The 24701-nt window shown below is 62.6% G+C and carries 19 protein-coding genes and 1 tRNA gene; 7 read left to right on the top strand and 13 right to left on the bottom strand.

Annotation, left to right across the window (positions count from 1 at the left end):
* Positions 1-148: 148 nt before the first annotated feature.
* Both ACQ66J_RS02195 and ACQ66J_RS02190 read right to left on the bottom strand, forming a co-directional pair.
* The gene (locus tag ACQ66J_RS02195) at positions 149-1150 is read right to left on the bottom strand and encodes an NADP-dependent oxidoreductase (RefSeq protein WP_430430319.1); all 1002 of its coding nucleotides are present in this window, start codon (positions 1148-1150) and stop codon (positions 149-151) included.
* Positions 1147-1938 carry a hypothetical protein gene (locus ACQ66J_RS02190; RefSeq protein ID WP_375548704.1) on the bottom strand — a complete coding sequence of 264 codons (792 nt, stop codon included), beginning with the start codon at positions 1936-1938 and terminating at the stop codon, positions 1147-1149. Before ACQ66J_RS02190 ends, ACQ66J_RS02195 begins: the two co-directional genes overlap by 4 nt.
* Before the next feature lie 162 nt (positions 1939-2100).
* Between ACQ66J_RS02190 and gltX the strand changes: the two genes are divergently transcribed.
* Positions 2101-3453, top strand: a complete 1353-nt coding sequence (gltX, locus tag ACQ66J_RS02185; protein WP_430430318.1) for a glutamate--tRNA ligase — start codon at positions 2101-2103, stop codon at positions 3451-3453.
* A gap of 548 nt (positions 3454-4001) precedes the next feature.
* On the opposite strand, the gene ACQ66J_RS02180 is transcribed toward gltX, so the two are convergent.
* The 5 genes from ACQ66J_RS02180 to sfsA form a co-directional block, all read right to left on the bottom strand.
* Positions 4002-5255: a hypothetical protein gene (locus ACQ66J_RS02180; protein ID WP_430430317.1), complete on the bottom strand. Its 1254-nt coding sequence runs from the start codon at positions 5253-5255 to the stop codon at positions 4002-4004.
* Between the two features lie 117 nt (positions 5256-5372).
* Positions 5373-6197: a type I methionyl aminopeptidase gene (gene map / locus ACQ66J_RS02175; protein ID WP_430430316.1), complete on the bottom strand. Its 825-nt coding sequence runs from the start codon at positions 6195-6197 to the stop codon at positions 5373-5375.
* Between the two features lie 96 nt (positions 6198-6293).
* The gene (locus tag ACQ66J_RS02170; RefSeq protein ID WP_430430315.1) at positions 6294-7898 is read right to left on the bottom strand and encodes a M28 family metallopeptidase; all 1605 of its coding nucleotides are present in this window, start codon (positions 7896-7898) and stop codon (positions 6294-6296) included.
* 93 nt (positions 7899-7991) lie between these two features.
* On the bottom strand, positions 7992-8501 hold the full coding sequence (locus tag ACQ66J_RS02165; protein ID WP_430430314.1) for an acyl-CoA thioesterase: 510 nt from the start codon (positions 8499-8501) through the stop codon (positions 7992-7994).
* Entirely contained in the window at positions 8498-9199 is a 702-nt protein-coding gene (gene sfsA, locus ACQ66J_RS02160; protein WP_430430313.1) for a DNA/RNA nuclease SfsA, read from the bottom strand. Before sfsA ends, ACQ66J_RS02165 begins: the two co-directional genes overlap by 4 nt.
* Positions 9200-9270: 71 nt before the next feature.
* On the opposite strand from sfsA, the gene ACQ66J_RS02155 reads away from it, so the two are divergent.
* The 3 genes from ACQ66J_RS02155 to ACQ66J_RS02145 all read left to right on the top strand — a co-directional run bounded on the left by ACQ66J_RS02155 (position 9271) and on the right by ACQ66J_RS02145 (position 11025).
* Positions 9271-10032 carry a competence/damage-inducible protein A gene (locus ACQ66J_RS02155; protein WP_430430312.1) on the top strand — a complete coding sequence of 254 codons (762 nt, stop codon included), beginning with the start codon at positions 9271-9273 and terminating at the stop codon, positions 10030-10032.
* Between the two features lie 129 nt (positions 10033-10161).
* Positions 10162-10782, top strand: a complete 621-nt coding sequence (locus ACQ66J_RS02150) for an ATP-dependent Clp protease proteolytic subunit (protein ID WP_430430311.1) — start codon at positions 10162-10164, stop codon at positions 10780-10782.
* Positions 10783-10936: 154 nt separating this feature from the next.
* Positions 10937-11025, top strand: a tRNA-Leu gene (locus ACQ66J_RS02145).
* Positions 11026-11194: 169 nt separating this feature from the next.
* On the opposite strand, the gene ACQ66J_RS02140 is transcribed toward ACQ66J_RS02145, so the two are convergent.
* Positions 11195-11743 carry a PepSY domain-containing protein gene (locus ACQ66J_RS02140; protein ID WP_430430310.1) on the bottom strand — a complete coding sequence of 183 codons (549 nt, stop codon included), beginning with the start codon at positions 11741-11743 and terminating at the stop codon, positions 11195-11197.
* Between the two features lie 132 nt (positions 11744-11875).
* Between ACQ66J_RS02140 and ACQ66J_RS02135 the strand changes: the two genes are divergently transcribed.
* The gene (locus ACQ66J_RS02135) at positions 11876-15154 is read left to right on the top strand and encodes a VPS10 domain-containing protein (protein ID WP_430430309.1); all 3279 of its coding nucleotides are present in this window, start codon (positions 11876-11878) and stop codon (positions 15152-15154) included.
* Positions 15155-15383: 229 nt separating this feature from the next.
* Here ACQ66J_RS02135 and ACQ66J_RS02130 read toward each other — a convergent pair whose 3' ends face one another.
* The 4 genes from ACQ66J_RS02130 to ACQ66J_RS02115 form a co-directional block, all read right to left on the bottom strand.
* Positions 15384-16805 (bottom strand): hypothetical protein, encoded by a 1422-nt coding sequence (locus ACQ66J_RS02130; protein WP_430430308.1) that lies wholly within the window; start codon positions 16803-16805, stop codon positions 15384-15386.
* Positions 16806-17040: 235 nt separating this feature from the next.
* Positions 17041-18573: a PepSY-associated TM helix domain-containing protein gene (locus ACQ66J_RS02125; protein ID WP_430430307.1), complete on the bottom strand. Its 1533-nt coding sequence runs from the start codon at positions 18571-18573 to the stop codon at positions 17041-17043.
* Between the two features lie 11 nt (positions 18574-18584).
* Complete coding sequence (locus tag ACQ66J_RS02120) at positions 18585-19175, bottom strand: hypothetical protein (protein WP_430430306.1); 591 nt, start codon at positions 19173-19175, stop codon at positions 18585-18587.
* Between the two features lie 17 nt (positions 19176-19192).
* Positions 19193-21256, bottom strand: a complete 2064-nt coding sequence (locus ACQ66J_RS02115; protein WP_430430305.1) for a TonB-dependent siderophore receptor — start codon at positions 21254-21256, stop codon at positions 19193-19195.
* A gap of 127 nt (positions 21257-21383) precedes the next feature.
* Between ACQ66J_RS02115 and ACQ66J_RS02110 the strand changes: the two genes are divergently transcribed.
* Positions 21384-21992, top strand: a complete 609-nt coding sequence (locus ACQ66J_RS02110) for a DNA-3-methyladenine glycosylase family protein (RefSeq protein ID WP_430430304.1) — start codon at positions 21384-21386, stop codon at positions 21990-21992.
* 20 nt (positions 21993-22012) lie between these two features.
* Here ACQ66J_RS02110 and ACQ66J_RS02105 read toward each other — a convergent pair whose 3' ends face one another.
* Positions 22013-23059, bottom strand: a complete 1047-nt coding sequence (locus ACQ66J_RS02105) for a serine hydrolase domain-containing protein (protein ID WP_430430303.1) — start codon at positions 23057-23059, stop codon at positions 22013-22015.
* 109 nt (positions 23060-23168) lie between these two features.
* Here ACQ66J_RS02105 and ACQ66J_RS02100 point away from each other — a divergent pair, with 109 nt between their 5' ends.
* Positions 23169-24656: a LytTR family DNA-binding domain-containing protein gene (locus ACQ66J_RS02100; protein ID WP_430430302.1), complete on the top strand. Its 1488-nt coding sequence runs from the start codon at positions 23169-23171 to the stop codon at positions 24654-24656.
* Positions 24657-24701 lie beyond the last annotated feature (45 nt).

Below are 24701 nucleotides of genomic sequence, written 5' to 3'. Positions count from 1 at the left end.
AAACCTTTAGGGCCAAATTGTTCACAAGACGTATAACAGGCGCACCGATTGGCGAGGAAATCGACTTTGTAAATCTAGGGTTGAAGGCAGAGTTATCTGTGGTCGCACGAAGGGCCGGACCCGCATCGACGCGCCCGGCCCCAAGCGTTTAGAGTTTGACCAGCATTTTGCCGATATTGGCGCCCGTGAAGAGCCCCATGAAGGCGTCCGGCGTCTGCTCGATGCCGTCATAGACGGTGTCGCGGGTCTTCACCTTGCCCGCCATCATCCAGTCCGACAAATCCTTGATGAATTCTCCCTGCAGATCAAAATGATCAGACAGAATGAAGCCCTGGACCTTCAGCTTCTTGGCGATGATTTGGGTCAGATTGGTGGGGCCGGGCAGGGGGGTGTCGTCGTTATAGCGGGCGATCATGCCGCATACGGCCATGCGGCCATGAGGCTTGATGACGTCCAGCGCGGCCTGGAGGTGGTCGCCGCCGACATTTTCGAAATAGGCGTCCACGCCGCCGAACGGCTCCGCCGCGGCGCGCACCGCGCTCGCCAGATCGTCTGTCGCCTTGTAATCGACCACGGCGTCAGCGCCGATCTCGGTGCAGAAATCGGTTTTCTCCTGTCCGCCTGCCGTGGCGATGACGTTGGCGCCCATGGCTTTGGCGAATTGAACGCCCGCTGAACCCACCGCGCCAGCGGCGGCGCTCATCCACAAGGTCTCGCCCGCTTTCAGCTCGATGATGCGCTTGAGGCCGATATAGGCGGTCATGCCTGTCAGGCCCGCCACGCCCAGATAGGCTTCGGGCGGCAGGACGCTGGCGTCGATCTTGGTCAGGCTGTCGGCGGCGGCCACATAGCCTTCACGCCAGCCCTTCATGCTCATCACCCAGTCGCCTTCAGCGAACCCGTCGGCCTTGGACTGGACGACCTGACCCACGGCGCCGCCTTCCAGAGGCGCGCCGACTTCAAACGGGTCGATATAGGTTTTCACCCCGATCATGCGGCCGCGCATATACGGATCGACCGACAGCCAGGCGTTGCGCACCACGACTTCCCCCTCGGCAGGTTCGGGAAGGTCCGTTTCCGAGAGTTCGAAATAGTCAGACTTCACCGGCCCGGTGAAATGCTGCGTCAGCCGGATTTCGCGAGATTTCATGGCGCGGGCTCTCCTGTAAGCTCAATGATATCTGTCACATTCAGATCAAAACGATGCTCCATCACCTGATCGAATGCGACGATTTGCAGCGCAACCGTGAGCACTAGTGTGACCGGGGTCAACAGCACGAAGGAAAAGACCTTCAGTATCGTCCCGATCAGGCTGCTCGAATAATGCGCCGAGACCACGCGCGCGGTGACGTAAAAATAGATCACAGTGGAGACGAAAAGACTCAGCAGCATGGTTGTCTGGCTGTCTGAAACCAGTACCAGGCCCAGCATCAAGAGGATCAGCGCCGCCGTCATGGTGTTGATCGTGGTCAGATAGACCAGCACCGCGCCGTATAGCGTTCGCTTGGGCGCAAAGGCCTTGAACAGCAGAGCAAACGGGAAGGAGGAGATCACCATGATCGGCCAGACCAGGATATTCAGCCAGAAGCTCCAGACAGAGTTCACTGTCGCAAGATCTGTCCCTTGCTCAACAAACCAGGCCTCCAGAACCTCAGCGGGGGCGGGTGTCACGGTTTCAATGGACTGCAGCTCTCCCCCGACGATGAAGACGGTCAGGGCGGTGTAGATGCCGAACAGGAAGATCAGAAGCCGAAGCGGCGAGGCGTAGGTATCGCGCTCTTGAGTCAGAACCGCATGGGCGACCCGTTCCGGCGCGAGCAAGCCATCGCGAAGAGTTCTCAAGAAGGACTGGTTCCAGCCCATCAGCCCGTCGAGCAATTCATCAAGCTGAGGGCCTTTCGGCCCTTGCTCCATCGGCGGCTCGGATTGTGACGTCATGGCCGGTCCCCACGGTTAAGGCGCAAGCATCGCCGCGCTTGGACAGATCATCAAGTTCTTCCGCGCACTCTGATGTTTGACGCGTCGTTGGCGGCGGTCTAAAGCCGCGCTTTAGGTCGCGCACTTGTGCGGCGCCTTTTTATAGAATCAGAGCCGATATCCATGACCGTGAAAGTCCGTTTCGCCCCCAGTCCCACCGGCCGCCTGCATGTGGGCAATGTGCGCACCGCCTTGCTGAACGTGTTGTTTGCGCGGAGCCAGGGCGGCACGGTTCTGCTGCGCATCGACGATACGGATCTGGAGCGCTCCACCCAGGAGAATGAAGACGCCATCAAGGCGGATCTCACCTGGCTGGGGCTGAGCTGGGACGAAACCTTCAAACAGTCAGAGCGCTTTGATAAATATGAAGCGGCCAAACAGAGCCTGATCGATCAGGGCCTTTTGTATCCGTGCTATGAGACCGAGGATGAGCTGGACCGCAAACGCAAGATCCAGCGCGCCCAGAGCAAGCCGCCGGTCTATGACCGCGCTGCGCTCAGCCTCACCGATGAGGACAAGGCCAAGCTCGACGTCGAAGGCCGCAAGCCGCACTGGCGTTTCAAGCTGTCCGGCGGTCGCATCGAGTGGACCGATCTCGTACGCGGGCCGAGCCATATTGAAACCAGCTCGGTCTCTGACCCGATCCTGATTCGCGCTGACGGCAGCTATCTCTATACCCTGCCGAGCGTGGTGGATGATCTGGACTCAAACGTCACCCACATCATTCGCGGTGAAGACCATGTGACCAATTCGGCGGCGCAGATCGAGATTTTCGAAGCGCTGGGCGGCCAGGGCTCGGCGCCCGCCATGGGCCATACCGCGCTTCTGGTCGGGGCGGACGGCGACAAGCTCTCCAAGCGTCTGGGCTCATTGTCCATTGAAGACCTGCGCGAGATTGACGGCTATGAGCCGATGGCGGTGTGCTCGCTTTTGGCCAAGATCGGCACGTCGGACGCGGTCGATGCGCGCGATGATTTGCAGCAGCTCGCTGTCGAGTTTGAGTTCGGCAAGCTGTCGCGCACCCCGGCGCGGTTTGATCCGGAAGAGCTCAAGCGCCTGAACGCCAAGCTGGTTCACGCCATGAGCTATGCTGACGCTCAGCCGAAACTGGCGGCGCTGGATGCGGATGGCGGCGAGGCGGTCTGGCTGACCGTGCGCCCGAACCTCACCTTTGTGAAAGACGTCATCGAATGGGTGCGCCTGATCGAAGGCCCGGTCACGCCCGCCATCGCGGATGAAGACGCAGACTTCGTCTCCCAGGCTGGCGACATGCTGCCCGCGGGCGCGCTGACCGGCGAAAGCTGGAGCGTCTGGACGGGCGCTTTGAAAGAGGCGACAGGCCGCAAGGGCAAGGCGTTGTTCAAGCCGCTGCGCATGGCCCTGACGGGGCAGGAACGCGGTCCGGAAATGGCCGAAATCCTGCCGCTGATCGGCGCCGAGAAAGCCAAGGCGCGCCTGAAAGGCGTCACGGTTTAAGCCCTGTTGGGTTTGACGATTTGAAAACCCCGGAGCCTGGCTCCGGGGTTTTTTGTTTTGGGCAAGGTTTTTCTCTTTCCCGGCGAAGGCCGGGACCCAGAGCCGGATGCGTGGCGCTTGATGATCACTGGATCCCGGCTGGAGTTTACCCTCAACTTGATTGGGGGCCGGGAAAGAGGGGAGAGGGGAAACACCAATAGCCCCGCGCATAGACGCAGGGGTGAAGCATGACGGGTCGCGCGGGAGCGGGCCGTTAGAGGTGAACGATAAGTCTTGAGAGCCATACCCGGCTCCCGCGCTTGAGACGTTTTGTCGGGACCACCGCACGGAGACTTCTGCGCTGTCGCGCCGCCGGTGCAGTCAACGTCTCCTCAGACGCCGCTACCCTGGACCGCTCGGTGATGGTCCGCCTTTTCGCCTAGAGACAGCGTTCCAGCCTCTATGCTCGGGACATCCCGCCCCTCCCAGCCTGAACGCGCCGGCCGCCCGCCCTGGAAGGAACGAGGCAGAGTATGGCTCAGCTTGGGGAGGGGGCGGATAAGTTGGGTTTAATCCGCGTTCTGGCGGGACTGAATATCGCTGCGAACCCAGTCCAGCACGGGGTCTTCGTCATTGCGCCATTGATCAACGGTCACAGGGATCAAGACGTCCGGCGCCAGTGCATCCTCAACCGGTTCGGCAAAGCAGAACTGACGCTTGGAGTATGTCACGCCGAGGCCGGAATTGGGCAGGCTGAACTGGCCCATATCCTGATAGCCGCAGGGCGTGGCGCCTGTCGGTTCGCCCACCCGCCTCGCATTGAGAATGTCGGAAAACTGAGCGGCGTTGCTCATGGCTGCAGAATAGGTGAGGGGGCTGGTGAGGACATAGACGCCTTCGCGCCAGTCCAGTTCATCAAGCAGGTTCAGCTGATGGGCGAGACGCAGCCCGGTGTAGAAATCGCCGCCATAATTCTCGCGCAGATCAATCACCAGATTCCGCCCTTCCAGGCTGCGCATATGGCTGACAACCTCAGCGGCGAACTGGTCCATCTCCGGAGCTTGTGGGTAGCGGTCAAACCGGATCAGGCCGAGGGCGTGATCGGCGTCATAGACAAAGCTCAGCCCGCGCGCCTGAGCGAGAACGGCGTCTGGGTCCAGGCTTTCTCTGGCGCTGAGAGTGGCTTGCAGGGACGGGCCGTACTCTTCAGCCGGGCGAGCCGGAAGCACCAGCGTGTCCCGCTCTCCGGATGCGGTCTGTACGGTCAGGGTCAGCGTTTCAGATGTATCGCTGGCGCCGATCGCTTCCAGCAGGGGAGCAACGGGGAAGTAAGCGGAGCTGCGAACGCGCAGCGATCCCTCGTTTTCTGCAAAGGGTGCGATCGGGGCGAGCCGGCTTAGAAGCTCGCCGACCGACAGGCCATTCACCTGTTGGACGAGCCCGCCCAGAAACTCACTATCCTGTTCGCGCAGGCCCGTGATGAGAAGCTGGTCGCCGATGAACATTGCGGTGATCGGGAAGCGGTCATAGCCATATCCCCACAGCGGAATGGCCGTATGGCCGTCGCCGAGTTCATGATGCAGAGTCATCAGCTGTGCGATGAGTTGGGGCTCGGTCAGTTCTGGCAGTTCAGCGATGATCGCGTCCAGCCGCGCCTGAAATATCGCTTCTGGCAGGGTGTGGTGAAGATCGATGTGCCGGGCTTCCAGCTCGCTTGCATAGACCGCCAGGTCTTCTTGCCAGGCCTCTTGCGCCTCAGGGGGCAAGGCTTGAACGGGCGCTGTCAAAACGCTGAGCGCAAGACCTGTAAGAAACTGTTTCATGACCTGACCCCAACACCAGTAAGCAGATGCGTTCATCTGTGAGGGGAACGCTTTCTGGCTGAGCGTTGTGAAACACTCACCATAGAAACAACACTTAAACTTCGGTGAGAAAGTTGATCAACCGCAGGGCGGCTGATCCAGTCCGGCGGGGGATTTGGTGAAGAGCTCAGCCCCGTCCTGGGTCACGCCGATGGAATGCTCGAACTGGGCGGACAGGGATTTGTCGCGCGTCACCGCGGTCCAGCCGTCATTGAGGATTTTGACGCCCGGCTTGCCGATATTGAGCATGGGTTCGATGGTGAAGAACATGCCTTCTTCGATCACTGGCCCCGTGCCGTATTCGCCAAAATGCAGAACGTTGGGCGAGTCATGGAACAGTCGGCCCAGACCATGGCCGCAAAAGTCTCTTACGACCGAATAGCGTTGCGCTTCAGCGTATTCCTGGATGGCGGCGCCGATATCACCGAAATGATTGCCCGGCTTGACCTGTTCGATGCCGCGCATCATCGCTTCATAGGTCACTTCAACAAGGCGGGCGGCTTTGCGCTTGACCTCGCCCACGCCAAACATGCGCGAGGTGTCGCCATGCCAGCCATCGAGCATGCAGGTGACGTCGATATTGACGATATCGCCATCGCGCAGCGGTTTGCTGTTGGGGATGCCGTGACAGACGACGTGATTGATCGAGGTGCAGCTCGACTTGGTGTAGCCGCGATAAAAGATCGTCGCCGGGGCCGCGCCATGGTCGAAATAAAATTCGCGCACCAGATCATCGAGGGCCTGGGTGCTGACGCCGGGTTTCACATACTCCACCAGCATATCCAGCGCCCGGGCCGATAACTGGCCCGCCTTGCGCATGCCCTCAAAGTCCTCGGGCGTGTGGCGTTTGATATGCCCGTCGCGCGTCGGCGCGACGTCGAGGTCCAAGCCGGTGTCAGTCACGTCTTATCCTGTCTTTACCTGACCCCTATATAGCGGCGCCCGGACCGTGATGGAACATGTCCTCGGTCCGGGCGCGCATTCAGTCGCAGTTTAAGCTTACTGGGCGAAGAAGCTGTCTTCGTTCCAGCGCGGGGTCTCATCGCTGTTGGCGATCGCCTGGATGATGGCGAGGTTGATGTTGGCGAACTTGGCGCCTTGATCAAACATCACGCCGTTATCCACTTCATCGCCGGGCGCGTGGTAGTCTCCGCCCAGGAAGTTGAGGAAGCCCTGACCCTCGTCATCGTCCGGATTGGGGCTGGAAAAGCCTGTCATCAGGAACAGCGACGGCACGCCCTGGCGCACGAAGTTGTAGTGATCCGAGCGCACGAAGAGCGCCTGCTGCGGCAGCGGGTCTTCTGAGATGCTGGCGCCGACGGTGCGGGCGGCGGCGTCCGCGATGGGGCCAAGGCTCGAATGCTCCGCGCCAAAGCCGATCAGATCATTGAACTCATAACGGATCACCGGCATGTCCAGATTGATGTTGGCCACCATGCCGTCCATGGCCGGCGTGATGTTAGCGGCGATATGAGCTGAGCCCAGTAGGCCTTTTTCCTCGGCGGTCAGGCCGATGAAGACCACCGGGCGGCGCTGGCGTTCACCGTCAGCCAGAGCGCGGGCGGTCTCGATCATGATCGCGGACCCCGACGCGTTGTCGAGCGCGCCATTACAAATCCGGTCCACATCCTCTTCCAGACGGCAGATGCCGATATGATCGAGGTGCGCGGTGATGATCACCGGCTCGTCCGCGAGCATCGGGTCAGAGCCGGGCAGCACGCCCACGACATTGTCGGAATAGACCATGTCGCGCTCGGTCACAGCCGACAGGCTAAGCGTCTGGTTCAGCGCGAAGCCTTCGGGCCTTTCCCCGTTGGCTGCGGTCTCAATGATGGCGGCGAAATCCTGGCCGGCCAGCTCGAACAAACGCGCGGCGGTGGCGTCGGAAATCATCGCCCGCACCTGCAGTTCGGACGCAGCGGAGGCGGCTTCGGTGGTCATGCTCTCACCGGCGGCGAAGGGCGCCATGCGCGCAAAAGTCCGGCGGGTCAGGCCTTCAGGCGCGATCTGAACCATGCCGATGGCGCCATTGTCGGCGGCGAAACGCGCCTTGGTGCGGCTGGAGTTCAGGTGCGCGCTGATGTCAGAGGCCAACTCACCCGGCGTGCCGGCCAGAACCACCACGATCTTGCCGGTCACATCGAGACCTTCGTAATCATCATAGCCCAGCTGCGGGGTATCGAGGCCAAAACCGACGAACACCGCCTCAGCTTCGATGCTGGCGCTATCCAGCGTCGCGTGTGACGCAACGACGAAGTCTTGTCCCGGGGTCAGTGCTTCACCATCCAGAACAAAGCTCGCTTCGTCCTGATTGGCGGACATCACCTGCAGCGGCACTTCGGCGCGATAGCCCTCCATGCCGCCCGGCTCCAGCCCGATCAGGCGGAACTGGCTTTCCATATAGGCGGCGGCGATGTCATAGCCGCGCTCGCCCGCTTCACGGCCTTCCAGAAGGTCATCGGCCAGAAAACGGATATGCGCTTCAATTGACGCCGCATTGACGGCGGGCGCCATGGCTTGCGGTTGAGCAGTTTCGGGCGCCGGAACGCTGGCGCAGGCGGTCAGCACCAGAGCGCTGGCCGCAGCAGCGAGTGTAAATCGCATGATAGTCTCCCCTTAATCACATTGGGGCGGACTATAGGCGCGTGTGACGCCTTGAAAAACTTTCCGGTTGGTAATGCGCAGCCGGGAGGAGCGTCAGCTGCGTTTCAGCCGGGCGTCCAGCGCATCGGCGGCGGCGCTGAGATCGGCGGCCGGTTTGGCGTAATGGCGCGCGAAAGAGCCGCTCATACGGGCGGGGCGACCGGTGCTCAGCTGGAAGCAGACCAGCCGGGTCACAGCACGAAACACCGTCTCGCCGTCCGAGACGCGGCGATACTGATACCAGCGTTCGGCGCGTAATTTGCCGTCAGAGCGGGCGATCCAGACCGCGCAGGCGATCTCGTCGCCCAAGCGGCAATGGCCCAGATAATCGGCTTCTGTGCGCACGATCGCCATGCCGCGATCCTCAACGCGGCAGTCTTCAGGCTGAAACCCGTCTGACGCCCAGTGCGCCCAGGCGTTCTGATCCGCCCAGCGCAGATAGACCGAGTTGTTGGCATGATCGAAGGCGTCGATATCCTCCGCCCGGACCGTGACGGGCAGGATGAAGGGGCGGGGCAGGTCCCAGCCGGCGTCTGCCGGGTTCAACACGCTCTGTTCGCTCACAGCTTCACCTCGATCTCACGCACGATTTCGATGCCCTCGAGCGTGATGTCGCACGCCCAGGCGATGACTTCCACGCCCGCAGTCGAGGCGTCGCGCAAGGCTTGCGCATAGACCGGGTCAAGATCATCGGCCGGGGACAACACATCACAATCATTGCGCTGGACGACAAAGAGCTGCACCGCGCGATGGCCCTGACGCACCATCTCGCTCAGCTCGCCCAGATGCTTGGCGCCGCGACTGGTGACGCTGTCGGGAAATTCGGTCAGGCCCGGCGTGCGCATGAGATGGCAGTTCTTCACTTCCACATAACAGACAGGCCGGTCCGCGCTTTCCAGCAGCAGGTCGATGCGCGAATTGACGCCGTATTTCACCTCGCGCCGCAGGCTGTCATAACCCGATAGGGCAGGAATGGCGCCCGCGCGGATCGCGTCTTCCGCCAGCCGGTTCGGGCGGTTGGTGTTGATGCCCACCAGCGTGTTGTCCGCTTCCAGCACTTCCAGCGTGTATTTGAGCTTGCGCTTGGGATCGTCTGTGTGGCTGAGCCAGCAGCGGCTGCCCGGATCCTTCAGCCCCAGCATCGAGCCGGGATTGGGGCAATGCGCGGTCACCGTTTCACCGGTGTCCAGCTCCACATCGGCCAGGAAGCGCTTATAGCGTTTGATCAGGACGCCGGGATGGAGCGGGGCGGGAAATCGCATCACAAGACCTTGGAGAGCGGGAAGGGCGGGACCATAGTCTCCCCCAACACGCACGCAAGAGAGGGGCGGTCATGAGTGAAGCGAATTCAGAGGCCGTCAGCGCCGGCATTGTGGTGATCGGCGATGAAATCCTGTCGGGCCGCACCCGCGATATCAATGTGCAGCAGATCGCTGAATTCCTGGCGCCCTTGGGCATTGGTCTGAGCGAAGTGCGGATCGTGTCCGATGATCAGGACGCCATCGTGGAGGCGGTGCAGGCATTGTCGGCGCGTTGCACCTATGTGTTCACCACCGGCGGCATCGGCCCGACCCATGACGACATCACCGCCGACGCGGTCGCGGCGGCGTTCGGGCGCTCGATCGATGTGCGCGATGATGCGCGCGAGATTCTTGAGCACTGGTACGCCAAGACGAAAACCGAGATCACGCCCGCGCGCTTGCGCATGGCGCGTATCCCCGAGGGCGCGGTTCTGGTGGAGAACCCTGTGACCGGCGCGCCGGGCTTTCAGATCGAGAATGTGTTCGTGCTGGCAGGCGTGCCGAAAATCGCCCGCGGCATGCTTGAAGACATCGCCCCGCGTCTGACGCGCGGCAAGGTCACCCATTCCGTCACCGTGCGGCATGAAAACGCCCGCGAAGGCGATCTCGCCGAAGCTTTGGGCCAGATGCAGGCGGATTATCCGTCTGTGTCACTGGGCTCTTACCCGTGGTTCAAGGAAGCTGAGGACGGCTCCATCACGCGCGGGGTGGCGCTGGTGGCGCGCGGCACGGATGAAGCCGTGCTCAAGACCATTGAAACCGCGCTGCAAGCGCTTGCCGACAATGCGCGGTAAAGCAACTGCCCCTTAACATGCTGGAGGCCATGCTTGCCGTCCAGCGCGGGCCATCTTACGTTTTGGCCTGAACCCGCCTTACCGGCCCTGAGCGTTCAGGGCCTCAAGCCTTTTTGAGGACCGCCGCCGATGTCTTACGGCTATACCGACCCGATCATCCGCAATGACGACGAAGACGGCGAAGACAAGGACGCGCCGAAAACCCCTGATTATGTGGGCAAGGCGCTCTTTGAAAGCCGCACCATCCTGATCACCGGAGGAATCTCCGACAAGACCGCACGCGAGGTTTGCGCCCAGCTCTTTGCGCTGGCGGCCAAGTCGGACGACCCGATCCTGATGGTCATCTCCTCGCCCGGCGGCCATGTGGAATCCGGCGACATGATCCACGACACGATGAAATTCATCAAACCGCGTGTGATCGTGCTCGGCTCAGGCTGGGTCGCCAGCGCCGGCGCGCTGATCTTTGTCGGCGCCGCCAAAGAAGACCGGTATGCGCTGCCCAACACCCGCTTCTTGCTGCACCAACCCTCCGGCGGCGCCGGCGGCATGGCTTCTGACATCGAGATTCAGGTGCGCGAGATGCGCTCCATGCGGGAACGCCTGAACCAGATTTTCGCCGACGCCACCGGGCAATCCCTCGATCAGATCGAGAAAGACACTGATCGCGATTTCTGGCTCTCGGCCAAAGAGGCCGTCGATTACGGCCTGTGCGGCAAGATCATCACCAGCCAGGACGAGATCAAACGCTAGATCTCTGACGCGCAAGTCTCTCCGAAAACCGGTACCCACTTTTCGGATTGCGCTCTAGGCGTTTCATCCTTCTGCGAAACGACAGCGGGCCGGACTTTTCAAAGTCCGGCCCGTTTCGTATTCAGGAGACACAGTGTCTGAAGAAGGCGCGCATGCGGGCGTGGCGGAATTGGTAGACGCACCGGACTTAAAATCCGTTGGGCGGCAACGCCCGTGCCGGTTCAAGTCCGGCCGCCCGCACCAGGTTTTTTAAAGAGATATCCTCGCTTCGCTGCGGGCGGGCTTTCGCCCTTGCGAGCCCCTACGGGCTCGGTTTTCCTGTTCTCCTTCGCTTCGCTGCGGGCGGCCTTTGGCCTCGCGAGCCCGCAGGGCTCGGGGGGCGCTGCGCGTGATTGCCTGAACGAGGCCGCCTCTAGCCGCGCTGGGCGGCGGCGCGGCGCTTTTTGCGCTGATAGCGTTTGATGTGGGGATCAAAGAACATCCAGATCCCGGTCAGCCAGAGCACCAGCAGCAGCACCCCGGCGGGCAGGAAGATGAAGGTCTTCACCCAGTCGGCGAAGAACGAGCCGTCATGGATCTGCTCGATCAGGTCCGAACGGCGATACTCCAGCGACACCACCTCCAGCGTGGCGATGTCGATCTGCGCTTCCCAGCGATTGGGCGCGACGAATTTCACCACGCCGCGGTCGGCGCGCACATCGATCCGGTCAAACTGGTCCCAGGCGGTGATCTCTAGTACCTCAATGGCGGCGGCGGCTTCGTAAAGCTCGGCCAGGGTGCGGTCGGGCGCGCCCTCACTTGCGACGGCGCTGCGCTGGGTGGGCGGCTGGATCCAGTCGAAGTCCTTTTTCACCATCAAGAACAGCCCGGCGATGATCATGACGCCAAGCGGGAGCATCAGGACCGGCGAGCCCCAATGGTGAATGTCGCGGATAAGCTTGCTGATTTTCATAGAGGTCATGGTCGCGACCGCGCCGTTCAGGTCAAGAGGCGGCGCCGGGACTGCGACAGTTTTGTTTCGTATGCGGTCTTCTCTTTCCTCTCAGAGGGGGTAGGGTCTTCGCCAAACAAATACGCTCGGGGAGACTTTGTCATGAAACGCTGGATCACTGCCGCTGCTGTGTGCGGCTTGCTGTCGCCGGCCGCCTGCGCCCAACCCGCCGAACAGGCGGATGAGGGCGTGATGAACGCGGACACGTTTGCGGGGTTCGAGTTCCGCTCGATCGGTCCCGCTTTCATGGCGGGGAGAATCTCTGACATTGAAATCATGCCTGAAGATCCCGCGACCTGGATTGTCGGCGTAGGCTCGGGCGGGGTCTGGCGCACCGACAACGCTGGCACGACCTGGACGCCGGTCTTTGATGACACCGGCGTGTTTTCAATCGGCACGGTCACGGTCGATCCAAGCAATCCGCACACGATCTGGGTGGGAACCGGAGAGAACACCGGCAGCCGCCATGCCGGCTATGGCGACGGGATCTACCGGTCCCGGGATGGCGGTCAGAGTTGGGAGCATATGGGGCTTGAGGACTCCGAGCGGATTTCTGAAATCCTGGTGCACCCCGATGATCCCGAAACGCTCTGGGTCGCCGCCCAGGGCCCGCTTTGGTCCGCAGGCGGCGAACGCGGCCTTTATAAGACGACGGACGGCGGGCAGACTTGGGACCTTGTGCTGTCGGCGGGCGAATGGACCGGCGTGACCGATATCGTCATGGACCCGCGCAATCCCGACCGGCTGGTCGCGGCGACCTGGCAGCGCCACCGCACGGTAGCGGCTTATATGGGCGCGGGGCCGGAGAGCGGCATTCATGTTTCTGATGACGGCGGGGAGACCTGGCGGGAGGTGACAAGCGGCCTGCCGACCGGAAACATCGGCAAGATCGGCCTGGCCATCTCGCCGCAAAACCCCGACATCCTCTACGCCGCCGTCGAGACCGAGCGGCGTCAGGGCGGGGTGTATCGCTCCAGTGATCGCGGCGAGAGCTGGACCTTGATGTCTGACACCGTCTCGGGCGGCACCGGCCCGCACTATTATCAGGAACTCTACGCCCACCCGCACCATTTCGACCGGATCATCCTGGTGTCCAACACGACCCAGATTTCCGACGATGGCGGGGCGACGTTCACGGGGCTGAACAACGAACACAAGCATGTGGACGATCACGCCATCGGATTTCACCCGACCGATCCGGACTACATGCTGGTCGGGTCTGACGGCGGGCTCTACGAGACGATGGATAATCAGCAGAGCTGGCGGTTCATCGCCAATATGCCGATCACCCAGTTCTATGACATCGCGATCGACGACGCCGAGCCGTTCTACAACGTGTATGGCGGCACCCAGGACAACTCCACCCAGGTGGGCCCGTCCCGCACGGACAGCCGTCACGGCATCCGCAATTCAGACTGGGAGGTGACCTTGTTCGGCGACGGGCATGAACCCGACATCGAACCGGGCAATCCCGACATCGCCTATTCGAGCTGGCAGCAGGGCAATCTGGTGCGGGTGGACCGCAGCACCGGCGAGGTCGTCTATATCCAGCCCCAGGCGCAGCCGGGCGAACCCGCCGAGCGGTTCAACTGGGACGCGCCCATCGTCGTCTCCTCCCATGAGCCGACGCGGCTTTATCACGCCTCCCAGCGGGTCTGGCGGTCCAATGATCGCGGCGACGCCTGGCAGGCGATCTCCGGCGATCTGACCCGCAATGAAGATCGCATGTTGTTGCCCATTATGGGCCGGCAATGGTCCTGGGATGCGGGCTGGGACCTGTACGCCATGTCGATCTACAACACGATCTCGGCGCTGGCGGAATCGCCTGTGGACGAGGACGTGATCTATGCCGGCACCGATGACGGTCTGATCCAGATCACGCGCGATGGCGGGCAGAACTGGGCTGCGACGGAGGCGGGCCGGCTGCGCGGTGTTCCGGACCGCGCCTACATCAATGACTTCGAGCCGTCGCGGTTTGACGCCGGTACGGTGTACATGGCGCTCGATGATCACAAATCCGGTGACTTCACGCCCTATCTGATGCGCTCGGACGATTATGGCCGGACCTGGCGGATGATCACCGATGGGTTGCCGGAGCGCGCGGTAGTCTGGCGCATCGTGCAGGACCATGAGAACCCCGACCTGTTGTTTGTCGGCACCGAATTCGGCGTCTATTTCACGCTTGATGGCGGCGAGAACTGGGTGGAGATGAGCGCGGGCATGCCGCCGATCCCGGCCCGGGATCTGCTGATCCATGAGCGGGAGGACGATCTGGTGGTCGGCACATTCGGTCGCTCGATTTATGTGCTGGACGACATCTCGCCGCTGCGTGCGGTCAGCGAACCCATGCTGGAGAGCGAGACGCAGCTGTTCCCGGTGCGCCGCGCCTGGTGGTATCAGGAGCGCAACGAGCTGGGGTTTGGCCAGTTCGGCTATCAGGGCAATGGCTATTTCTACGCGCCCAATCCCGATTTCGGAGCGACGATCACCTATTATATGGCCGAAGCGCTGCAGACCTCCGAAGAGGTTCGCCAGGAGGCTGAAGAGGCGGCCAATGACGCCTATGAGGACACCCCGTTCCCCGGCTTTGACGTGATCGAGGCCGAGCGCCGCGAAGCGCCGCCGCGCGTCTGGCTGGTGATTCGCGACGAGGCCGACAATGTGGTGCGTCGCCTGTCCGGGCCGACCGGACAGGGCTTTCACCGGGTCAACTGGGATCTCACCTATCCCAGCGCCAGCGCGGTGACCGCCCCGGACACGCCGGAGTCCGAAACCTCGGGCTTCCTGGTGGCGCCGGGCACGTACACGGTGGAACTGGTGCGCCAGCAGAATGGCGAAACCACGGTTCTGGGGGAGCGCCAGACCCTTGAGGTGGAACGCCTGACCGAAGGCGCGCTGCCGGGCTCGCCCGATGATGAGGTCGTGGCCTTCTGGGAGCGGATCGCCGATTTGCAGCGGGAAGTCTCTGCGGCGAGCGCCACGATCGAGCAGACTTCGGTCCGCCTGGCTGTTCTGCAGTCCGCCTTGCATCGCTCGCGCACGGCGCCCGGGGCGCTGGATGATCAGCTCGAAGGATTGCGTCAGACGCTGTTTGACATCGAGGAAGCCCTAGGCGGCAATCAGAGCCATGGCGGCTTCTATGGCGCCCAGCCTGAAACGGTGGGGTCACGCCTGTCCTTCGCGATCCTGGGCACGGCGAACGCCACGTACGGCCCGGCGTCGGCGCATGAGGCCCAGCTTGGCATGGCCGAGACGGAGTTTGTGGCGATCCGGGAGCGTCTTTCGACCCTGACCGGTGAGACGATCCCGGCCTTTGAGGCCGCTATGTCCGAGGTCGATGCGCCCTGGACGCCCGGCGTCGCTCCGTTCGGGCCGAACTAGCGAAACGTGCAGGCGGCGGGGCTCTGAGACTTCAGGCCCGCCGCCTGTATTGTTTGACTTAGATATCCTCGCTGCGCTGCGGGCGCGCGTTCGCGCTTGCGAACCCTTCGGGCTCGGTTTTCCTGTATCCTCGCTGGCGCTGCGGGCGGGCGTTCGCCCTTGCGAGCCTCTGGCTCGGCTTTTTCTGGATTTTCGCTGGAGCTGTAGGCGTGCTCACCCTGAGGGACGCCTAGTTATGGGAGGCGCGTTCGGCCTCTATCGCCAGGATCGCTTCCATGCCGCTATCAACGCCGCGCGCATAGTCTGAGAACAGAAGCGGGGCCTCCAGCTCCACCTCGACAGGGCCGAGCGCGACCCCGAAGAGGGTGTTGATCCAGAAGCATCGCGACCAGTCAGTGCAGCCATTTTCCCAGTCGTGATAGCCGGTAGAGACGTAAATCGCGATATCGGAATTAGGCAGGCGCATGGGCGTGCCGCCGCCTTCAGCCCAAAACTGCATGTCGTCTCCCATGGGGGAACCGGCATAGACGGCCCGCTCACCGGCGCCATGCAGGGCGTAGAACGCCGTCACGATCCCGGCGGAGAAGGTGTCGCCATCGGTCAGAACATAGACATGACCGTCAGGCTGCACGAGTTCACCAATCTTGCTGGCGACCGCCATGGCGCGGGTGTAGTCCCCGCCTTCATTCGCTCTGAGATCAAGCACCAGATAGTTCGCCGGAGCGTCGCGCAGGGTCTGAGCCTGAGCGTCCAGCCAGCCCGGCAAAGGCGTTTCTGCGTTGCCGAACACATTGCGCATGCGCCAGTACACGCCGCCATGGTCCAGAGTGTCCGCCCACAAGACCTGCTCGGGATGACGGCCAAACCAGGTCGCCTCGGTCAGAGCGGGATCAAGAAAGCGCCAGTCATGACCGCTGTCGAGTTCAACCTCAAAAGGGCGAGCGAGCGCATTGCGCTGAACGCCCATAAAGCCAGTCGCCTGATCTTCAACGTCAAGCTCTTCTAAAAACGTCTCGCCATCCAGACCGACCAGCTCCAGCGTTACATGGTCGGGCTGGTCGATCAGCCCCGCCGCGTGAAACGAGGCCGGGGCGGCGAAGAAGGAGGCGGAGTTCTGACGCAGGAAGCTGTCATTGCCGCCGAAAAAGGGATCCATTTGCGGATAGAACGTTTCAGGCGTCTGGCCTTCATAGAGATTTACGCGCGCCCCGATGAGATCGGCGTGTTCGGCGCGTGCGCGGACGATATGCAGGCCGTCAGCAAACCAGGCGAAGCGAACCGGCAAGCTGTTCAGCAAATTCATGGTCCGGCGCATGCTGACGCCGGAATGGCCATTCTCGGTGACAGCGCCCGCCGCAGACACGCCCATGACAAACTCGGCATCGGTCATCGTCTCGGCGCGGCGTTCCAGATCGTCGATCACAGCATTAAAGGCGACCAACTCTTCAGGGGAGAAGCTTTTGTCCGCTTCAGGCATGCGACGCAGATAATCGAAATCCTGCAAGCGCGCTTCTGTCTGGTTTGCGGGCTCGGCATAATCAGCGTCCGGAATTTTCGGAGTAAATTTCCAGATGAAGGCGCCAAAGGCTCCGCCTAAGATCAACATAACGGCGATGATTACGCCAAGCGCGATGAAGAGAAGTCGTTTCACGGATAGGGCCCCCCGGCTGATCAGGTCTCCAAGAATGGCGCCTCACTGAGGCGTCGCCAAGAAAACACTTAGACTTGCAGTAACCGTAAATGGTCAGGGCTCCCTTGCCGCCGCTCAGGGCGCGCGAGTTCGCGGCGCGGGGCTTTCAGCGCTGGGGGCAGGTGACCGCCTGGCTCAATTGTCCGACATCGGTGATGGATCCCATCCCCCGCAGCGCAGACGACGTGGCGTTGGTCTAGGCTTGCACAGGCGTGTCGGCGGTTTCGGTCTTGGCGGCTTTGCGGTCTGTTGGGCTCAGCATGGCATTGGACCCCAGCGCCAGAGCACACGCCAGCATGCCGAGAAACACGCCCCACGCCGCCGGGCTTTGAAAGCCGGACACGCCATAGGCCAGGAAATGCCCGACCGCGCCAATGAGGATCAGCGCTGCGCCGCCTAGTTTCAGACCGCGTGACAGAGCCGCTTTGGAAGGAACGAAAACGCTCAACCCGGTTAGGATCACAAGCCCGAGCCAGAACACGGCGGGCATCAAGGCGTCCGCCAGACCCAGGACCCGGTCGAGCGCCAGCACGAGGCCGATCAGGGCAGGCGGTCCCCAGACCAAAGCGATCCAGCTGCGCTCCAAAAGCGGTTGCGGGCCTTTCTTGCGGGCGCGCTTGTACAGCCAGAGCTGGACGCCGCTGACGCAGACCACGCACAGCGCGAGGCCCAAAGCCACATAGACCAGCTTGACCGGAACCCCGCCCCAATTGCCGAAATGCAGATTATAGACGGAGGCGGTCGCCTGCTGACCAAACGCGCCGTCGTCCAGCCCGGTCTTGCCGATGAAGGCGCCGTCCGGAGAGAATTGCAGGTATTCGCCGAAAATCAGGCGCTGGTTCGCCGCAGTCAGGATTTGCAGGGTCTGGCCATCCTGTCCCGGGTTTTCGATCTGCACGATCCAGGGCGACAGGCCGGCGTCTGCGAAATCGGTCTCCACCACGCGCAGGGCCTGAGCGATATCGGGCAGGGGCCCCGCTTGGGCGGTCTCCTGTGCGCCCGGACCGAAGACCGTGTCGAACATCTCGGTGACGTCCATGCCCGGCTGGGTCTGCGCCAGGGTGAGCGCCACGAGGGTGGCCAGCCCCAAGGCCGAGCCGGTCAGCGGGATCATGATGTGAAAGGGCGCGCCCCAGACCGACAGCCGGTTATGGCGGTCCGCCAGACTCAGTTGGCCATTGCCGGGCTTGTGGCTGCGAAACGCATCCTTGAAGACGCGCGGATGCGCCATGAAGCCGGACACCACCAGCGCCAGCATCATCACGCCCAGAAGCCCCACCACGATCAGGCCCAACGTGGACGGCAGATGCAGATAGTAATGCAGGTCGATCAGGAATTCTGAGAAGCCATGGTCGATCGTCTCGCCCAGAGCCGCGCTCTCATCAATGAACCAGTAGGTGTCGCCATACCCGCCCGCCAGGCGCGGGGAATCGGGGGTGGGCATGAACACCGAGATCCGGTCCGGCGCCTCGCCAGCCGCACTCGCATGATCAAGAAGGGTTTGCGCCGCGCGTGCGGCCAGCTCCGGCGATGCGGCGCTGACTTCGGTGATATGGGGCTGTTCCCAGCGGGCGAATTCAGCGTGAAACACCACCAGAACCCCGCTCAGGGAGACGATGTAGAGCAAGGCGCCCAGAACGACGCCGATCCCGGCATGGGCGGAGAGCATGCGCGCGACCAGCTTGGCGGAGAGGTCGGGCCAGAGTGAGGGGCGAGAGGAGGCGGCCATAAGTCAGGGTCTCACGAAACAGAAGGCGGAAGCAGAAGCGCACAAATCGCGAAGAGAATGGCGAGGCCGACCAGGGCGGCCGTTCGCCAGCGCAAGGGCGCGCCCAGCGCGCAGACGACGGCGAAGCCCGCCCAGGCCAGCGGCGCGAAGACCAAGGCCGCGAAGAGGCTGTCCGCCATGCTCCAACTCAAAGTCTGGGTCAGACGAAACAGCGCAATGCTGGCGATCAGCGTCACGCCCAGAGAGACAGGTCCCGCCAGCGCGGCGACAGACAGGGTGCGCAGGCTCGCCACCCAGCGGGATCGGTCGCCGTCTGAAACGGGGGCGGCCTTGAGGGCGGGGGAAGTCACGCGGTGGCTCATCCCTTGCGCCAAAACGCCCACCGCGCCCAGCATGGGCGCGATGAAGGCTGCCGTGACGCCCAGGTCCGGTCCCAGGGCGATCACGAATGGCCAGACAGACACGAGCATCAGGGTCCACCCCGCTATCATCAGATAGAGGTGCGAACCCTGTCGCCGGATCCAGGATTGCCGAACCAGCGCCAGGCCCAGAAGGCCTAGCGCCAGTCCGGCGATCAGGGCTGCAATCGAAGAGGTCGCCACGATCTCAGCACCTGATCCTAGAAGCGTCGCGCGACGCGCAGATTGACGGTGCGTTCCTCGCCGGGGAAGCAATCGCCCCGCGCCAGGCAGGTGGCGTAGTATTCTTCGTCAAACACGTTGCGCACGTTGAGCATCGCGCTCCAGTTTTCAAAGTCATAGCCCACCATCAGGTCCGCGACCGTGTAGCCGTCGGTTGTGATCGAGCCGCTCTCATTGTCACCCAGATAGCGGACGCCTAGGCCCAGTCGCAGGTCTTGCATGGCTGTGGGCGAGAACTCGCCCCAGATGGACGCCTGTTCTTCAGGAATGGAGGAGAAGGGATCGCCGTCAGGGTCTTCCGCGTCCAGCCAGGACGCTGAAGCATTGAGCTTGAGATCACCGACCGGAAGCTCGACCACGGTGACGCCTTCAATCTCAAAGCCGGTGATGCTGGCTTCGCCCTCTTGCTGGGACGGTGCGTTGGGCAGGCCTTGCGGATTGGGCAGATTGGATTGCGTGATGTCGAAATACGCCAGGGTCACATAGCTGCGCGAGCCGGTCGGCTGGTATTTCACGCCCAGTTCGACCTGTTCGCCTTCTTCTGGCTTCAGCGCATCGCCGGTGACGTTATCGACACCCAGCTGAGGCTCGAAGGATTCAGCATAGCTGACATAAGGCGACAGACCGTTGTCGAAGGCGTACAGCAGTCCTGCAGCGATCGTGGTGGCGTCAACATCCTGGGACACGCCGTTATTGGCGTTAGAGACGTCGTCCACGCGCACGCCAAAATTGGCGATCCAGTTGTTCCAGCTGATCTGATCATGGGCGTAAAAGCCCCAGTATTCGCTTTCGCTCTCGGTCGTGCCGCGCACCGAGTCAAGCTCCGCCATGGACGGGACGCCATTGCCGTACACCGGATTGAAAGCGTTCAGGACGCCCTGACGCAAGAAGGCGCGAGACGAGCTCAGCTCCACATCTTGATAGTTCACGCCCACGAGCACTTCGTGTTCCAGAGCGCCAGTCATGAAATCACCGCGCACGCGTGCATCAAACGCAAGCTGTTCGGACGAGGCCGGATTGTCATACCAGGAGCGCACCCCATTGCCGTTTGCGTCCAGTCGCGGCACGCCCGCGCCAGCGAAGGCCAGCCAGCTCTGGGAATACTCAGATGAGGAATCGCGCCAGCGCGCCGTGCCTTCCAGCGTGAAAATCTCGTTCAGCTGGTGACTGGCGATCACGGTGATGGAGGTCGATTCGGTGTCATAGCGGTTGAAGCCCGGCTCGCCATGATAGACCGAATTGGACATGCGTTCACCGTTCGGCCCCGGGTTCAAAGTCCCGGTCAGGGGCAGGAACTGGTGCGCCGTGTCGCCATCCCGCTCGTCATAATTGACCAGCAGATTGATCTCGGTCTGAGCGTTCGGCGTCCAGGTCAGGGACGGCGCGAGGGACACCGCGTCATCATTAACGTAATCCACCTGGGTGTCAGCGTCGCGATAGACGCCCACAAAGCGCGCATAGAGCGTGTCCTCGATCAAAGTGGCGCTGAAATCTCCAGCGATTTCCAAGCGATCATGGGTTCCGTAACTCAGCACGACTTCCTGACCGAGATCCGGAGCGGCGACCTTGGAAGCGAGGTTCACAATGCCGCCCGGAGAGCCCTGGCCATAGAGCACTGAGGCCGGGCCCTTGAGCACTTCAACCTGATCCACCGTATAGAGGTGCGGGCGGGTGTTGTTGTAGTTGCCAAACAGGGCCTGCAGGTTATCGCGATACTCAGGCACATCCAGACCGCGGACCTGGAAGAAGTCGCCGCGCGTGGAGAAACCGAACGTGTCGCCGACGACGCCGGCTGTGTAGTTCAGCGAGTCATCCAGCGTCAGCGCGCCGCGCGCCAGAAAGTCATCAGCGGTGACCACAGACACAGACCGCGCGGTCTCAAGGATCGGCGCGCTGGATTTCGTCGCGCCAAACGCGCCGAGCGAACCGGTGACGACGATCACATCGTCGGCTTCGGGCTGGGCGGCGTCGGACTGGGCGAGCGCAGCGGGGGTGAGGGCGAGGCAGGCGCAAGCGCCAAGCAAATAGGTACGCATAGACATCGGGGATCCCCATTCTCAAATCTGCGCCTTCACTAATGCGAATCATTTTCACTATCAACAGCAGATGAGAATGAATTGCAGGAATAAGTTATTTGACGGGAAGCGCACGCCGGGGCTGGATGGCGCCATGACGCACCACATCCATGACCATGCTCTGTCCGCAGCGGAAGCGCTGAGCCCTGAGCTTTTTCAGGCGATTGAGCGGCGCGGCGCGCTCGATCCCTGGGCGCCGCCGCAAACACATTTCCCGGTCTCGCTGTGCCGCTCTGTGGCGGGCCAGCAGCTGAGCGTGAAGGCCGCAGCGTCGATCTGGGCGCGTGTGCAGACGCTCAGCGAGGATCCTGAAGGCTTGCTTGACGCTTTTCATACGGATCGACATGAGGATTTGCGGGGCTGCGGCCTGTCCGGGGCGAAGGTGAAAACCCTGATCGCCATCGCGGACGCCCGGCGGGAGGGTTGGCTGGACACAGAGCCCTTGCATGCGATGAGCGCTCAGGCGCGATCTGATCGCCTGGTGGAAATCTGGGGCGTGGGGCGCTGGACGGCGGACATGGCCAATATCTTTTATTTCGGTGAGCCGGATATCTGGCCCGATGGCGATGTGACCGCCCGCAAGACGCTTGAAAAGCTCACCAGCAAACGCCGCAAGACCCTTCGCACCGCCGCGCGGTTTGCGCCCTATCGGTCCTATCTGGCGCGGTATATGTGGCGCCATGCAGATGCGCCGCCTGAGTAAACCAGGCGGCGCACAAACGATTATTGGCTGTAGCCGGCGTACAAATCGGCCAGCGCCAGCGCCAGCGGGTAGTGATTGGCGCCGTCCGCATTCGCCGAGGTGGCGACCACCACTTGCGGCTCCACATACACCATCAGAAAGCTGCGGCCGCCCGGGCTGCCGCCTGAATGCGCGGCGTAGTGCAGGCCGATGCTGGGGTCAAATCCGGCTTCCATGCCGTAGACATAGCTGACGGTTTCGCCTGCGTTCGTCTGGATGGGCGTGAAGGCGGCATGGATCTCTTCAGCACTCAGCACAGAGCCGTCCGCCACGGCTGCGCCCATCTGCGCCATCTCCCGGCTGGAGGCGATCAGGCCGCCGCCGCCGAACTTGCACTCCGCCGACAGCGGCAGGGGCGCCAGTCCTTCGCCAGCGTCGTAATACGCCGTCGCCTTGTCCGCGCCATCTGAGTCTGATTGAGCGGTATAGACCTCGCCCAGCGCCGCGCTCATGGCGGCGTCAAAGCTCGTCGCATTGGTCAGCTCCACCAGAATATGGCTCAGCAGCACAAAGCCATAGGTGGTGTATGCATGCGCGGCGCCCGGTTCAGCGATCAGCGGGTCATGGATGAAATGCCCCAAGGCGTCAGAGGGCAGCGCGCAGCGGCGATCACTGAAGGCGATCCAGTCATCTTCGCCTGTATAGCCGCGCACGCCGGCTGTATGACTGAGCAGCTGGCGCAGGGTCACGTCCTCATAGGCGGCGGGCAGGGACGGATCGATGGCGCGCACCGACTGGTCCAGGTCCAGCCCCTGATGCGCCTCCAGCCGAGCATAGGCGAGCCCGGTCAGAAGCTTGGCGGTGGAGTAGACATTGTAATCGGTCGTCACGCCGTCCTGCGCGCCGCGCATCATCCCGCCTTCCGCTTCAAAGGCGATCTCGCCCTCCACCATGACAGTCACGTTGAGGGCGGGATAGTCTTGCGCGAATTGATCAAAGATCGCCTGCGCGGTTTCGTTTTGGCTTTGCGCCAGGGCAGAGGTTGAAACCAGCGCGGCGGCGCCGAGGGCGGCTATCAGGGTTTGCATTGCACGCATCCTTGTTGTCGTTTGCTTGGGGGAGAGGCGGTGACCGCCAAGGCCTTCCCTGTGCAGGCGGTTTCGCGTGCAGAAAAGCTCAAAAGGACGAACGGCTCATATGCAGGGTGAACAGCTCAAAGCCGCTCTGGCGCGGACGGGACAGCTTTTGCGCCCGTGGGAGGCGGGGCTGGCGGCGCTCCTTTGCGCGCTGGTCTTGTTGGTCCCCTGGCCGGGGTCTGACGCGCCGATCTGGCAGGCGGAGCGCGTGGAGACGCTGATCGCTGACCGGTCTTCCGAGCAAGAGCCGCTGTGGCGGGAGCAAGCGTTCTGGCGCGCCGACCCCGGCGACGGCGTTATGCAGCTGCGCTGGCGTGTGCCGGACGCCGCCCTGACGTCAGACACGCCGATGGCGCTGGCCTTGTCCGGCCCGTTTTCCGCAGACGTCTCTTTCAATGGCCAGCGGATCGGCGCGAAGGGACGCCCCTTCAGCGAGACAGCGCCAGAGCGCGCAGGGCCGATCGACAGCCTTATCGCCTTGCCGCCGGATCTGATCCGCCCCAGCGGCAACGAGGTCTCGCTGGTCATTTCCAGCACGCGCGCCGGCTATCAACCCGCCGTGATCGTGCAAACCCTGGCGGTGACGCCGTTCCGGCCCGACGCCAGACGGTCCTTGCGGGACTATGCCCCGACCTTGGGGCTGGCGGGCGTGCTGGCGGTTCTGGCGATCAGCCTGATCCGGCTGGGCCTCGACCGAGGCGACCGCACACTGTTCTGGCTGGCGGGCGGATTGGCCGCATTGGTCATCGCCGCCCTGGCGGAGATATCACGCGCCTATGTGAATTATCCCTATGACTGGCATCAGCCGCGGCAGGCGGTGATCCTGTTGGGGATGGCCGGGTTCTCGGCAGGTTGTCTGGGCTTTCTGGTCAAGCGCTGGGTGCTGGGCCGGGTCTGGAGCAGGGCGGCGATCGGCATCATCACAGTCTGCGCTCTACTCGGCGTGCTGTTGTATGACGGCTATGACGGCAAGATCATCCTGCTCACCATGTGTACGGTCTTTGGCTGTTTGGTCTGGACGCTGATCGCGGGCGTGCGCACAGACCGGAGCGCCCTGGCCATGACGGGGGTCTTTCTGGCGCTGTTGCTGGTCAATCTGACGGCGCCGGGCCGTTTCATTGATCTGGGCGTTTACGCCATCACCGCCACCGCTTTCGGTCTGTGGATGCTGCGGGCGCCGGACCTGTTGTCGCCCGCGTCTGAGCCCCTGGAGACTTCAAGCCAGACCGCCCTGACCGTGCAGTCGACGGGCAAGATGCACCGCGTGGCGCTTGATGACGTGCTCTATCTGAAGGCGGCGGGCAATTACACCGAGGTGCATCGCTGCTCGGGCGGCTGGCTGCTGGATCAGCGCGGCATGGCGGCGGTGCTGGAGGAGGCGGGCGAGGGCGTGATGCGGGTTCATCGGTCGTATGCGGTCAATATGAGCAAGGTCGACGCCTTGTTGACCCGCCCAGGAAGCCGGTACGGGCTCAGTCTCTTAGGGGGCGCCGAGGCGCCCGTGGGGCGATCGCGGGTTGACGCGGTACGCGATGCATTATCGCGTTAATCATGGCTTGCGTGACGCGCTGATCTGACGTGAACTGTCGCCAGA

The organism is Oceanicaulis sp. (assembly GCF_965284345.1).
Classification (GTDB): Bacteria; Pseudomonadota; Alphaproteobacteria; order Caulobacterales; family Maricaulaceae; genus Oceanicaulis; species Oceanicaulis alexandrii_A.
This window is presented reverse-complemented; position numbering and strand designations above follow the sequence as displayed.

Excerpts from the sequence above, each read along its gene's own strand:
- ACQ66J_RS02195 (WP_430430319.1), bottom strand. The coding sequence starts at position 1,150 with ATGAAATCTCGCGAAATCCGGCTGACGCAGCATTTCACCGGGCCGGTG.
- ACQ66J_RS02190 (WP_375548704.1), bottom strand. The coding sequence starts at position 1,938 with ATGACGTCACAATCCGAGCCGCCGATGGAGCAAGGGCCGAAAGGCCCT.
- gltX (WP_430430318.1), top strand. The coding sequence starts at position 2,101 with ATGACCGTGAAAGTCCGTTTCGCCCCCAGTCCCACCGGCCGCCTGCAT.
- ACQ66J_RS02180 (WP_430430317.1), bottom strand. The coding sequence starts at position 5,255 with ATGAAACAGTTTCTTACAGGTCTTGCGCTCAGCGTTTTGACAGCGCCC.
- ACQ66J_RS02170 (WP_430430315.1), bottom strand. The coding sequence starts at position 7,898 with ATGCGATTTACACTCGCTGCTGCGGCCAGCGCTCTGGTGCTGACCGCC.
- sfsA (WP_430430313.1), bottom strand. The coding sequence starts at position 9,199 with ATGCGATTTCCCGCCCCGCTCCATCCCGGCGTCCTGATCAAACGCTAT.
- ACQ66J_RS02155 (WP_430430312.1), top strand. The coding sequence starts at position 9,271 with ATGAGTGAAGCGAATTCAGAGGCCGTCAGCGCCGGCATTGTGGTGATC.
- ACQ66J_RS02150 (WP_430430311.1), top strand. The coding sequence starts at position 10,162 with ATGTCTTACGGCTATACCGACCCGATCATCCGCAATGACGACGAAGAC.
- ACQ66J_RS02140 (WP_430430310.1), bottom strand. The coding sequence starts at position 11,743 with ATGACCTCTATGAAAATCAGCAAGCTTATCCGCGACATTCACCATTGG.
- ACQ66J_RS02135 (WP_430430309.1), top strand. The coding sequence starts at position 11,876 with ATGAAACGCTGGATCACTGCCGCTGCTGTGTGCGGCTTGCTGTCGCCG.
- ACQ66J_RS02125 (WP_430430307.1), bottom strand. The coding sequence starts at position 18,573 with ATGGCCGCCTCCTCTCGCCCCTCACTCTGGCCCGACCTCTCCGCCAAG.
- ACQ66J_RS02115 (WP_430430305.1), bottom strand. The coding sequence starts at position 21,256 with ATGTCTATGCGTACCTATTTGCTTGGCGCTTGCGCCTGCCTCGCCCTC.
- ACQ66J_RS02110 (WP_430430304.1), top strand. The coding sequence starts at position 21,384 with ATGACGCACCACATCCATGACCATGCTCTGTCCGCAGCGGAAGCGCTG.
- ACQ66J_RS02105 (WP_430430303.1), bottom strand. The coding sequence starts at position 23,059 with ATGCAAACCCTGATAGCCGCCCTCGGCGCCGCCGCGCTGGTTTCAACC.
- ACQ66J_RS02100 (WP_430430302.1), top strand. The coding sequence starts at position 23,169 with ATGCAGGGTGAACAGCTCAAAGCCGCTCTGGCGCGGACGGGACAGCTT.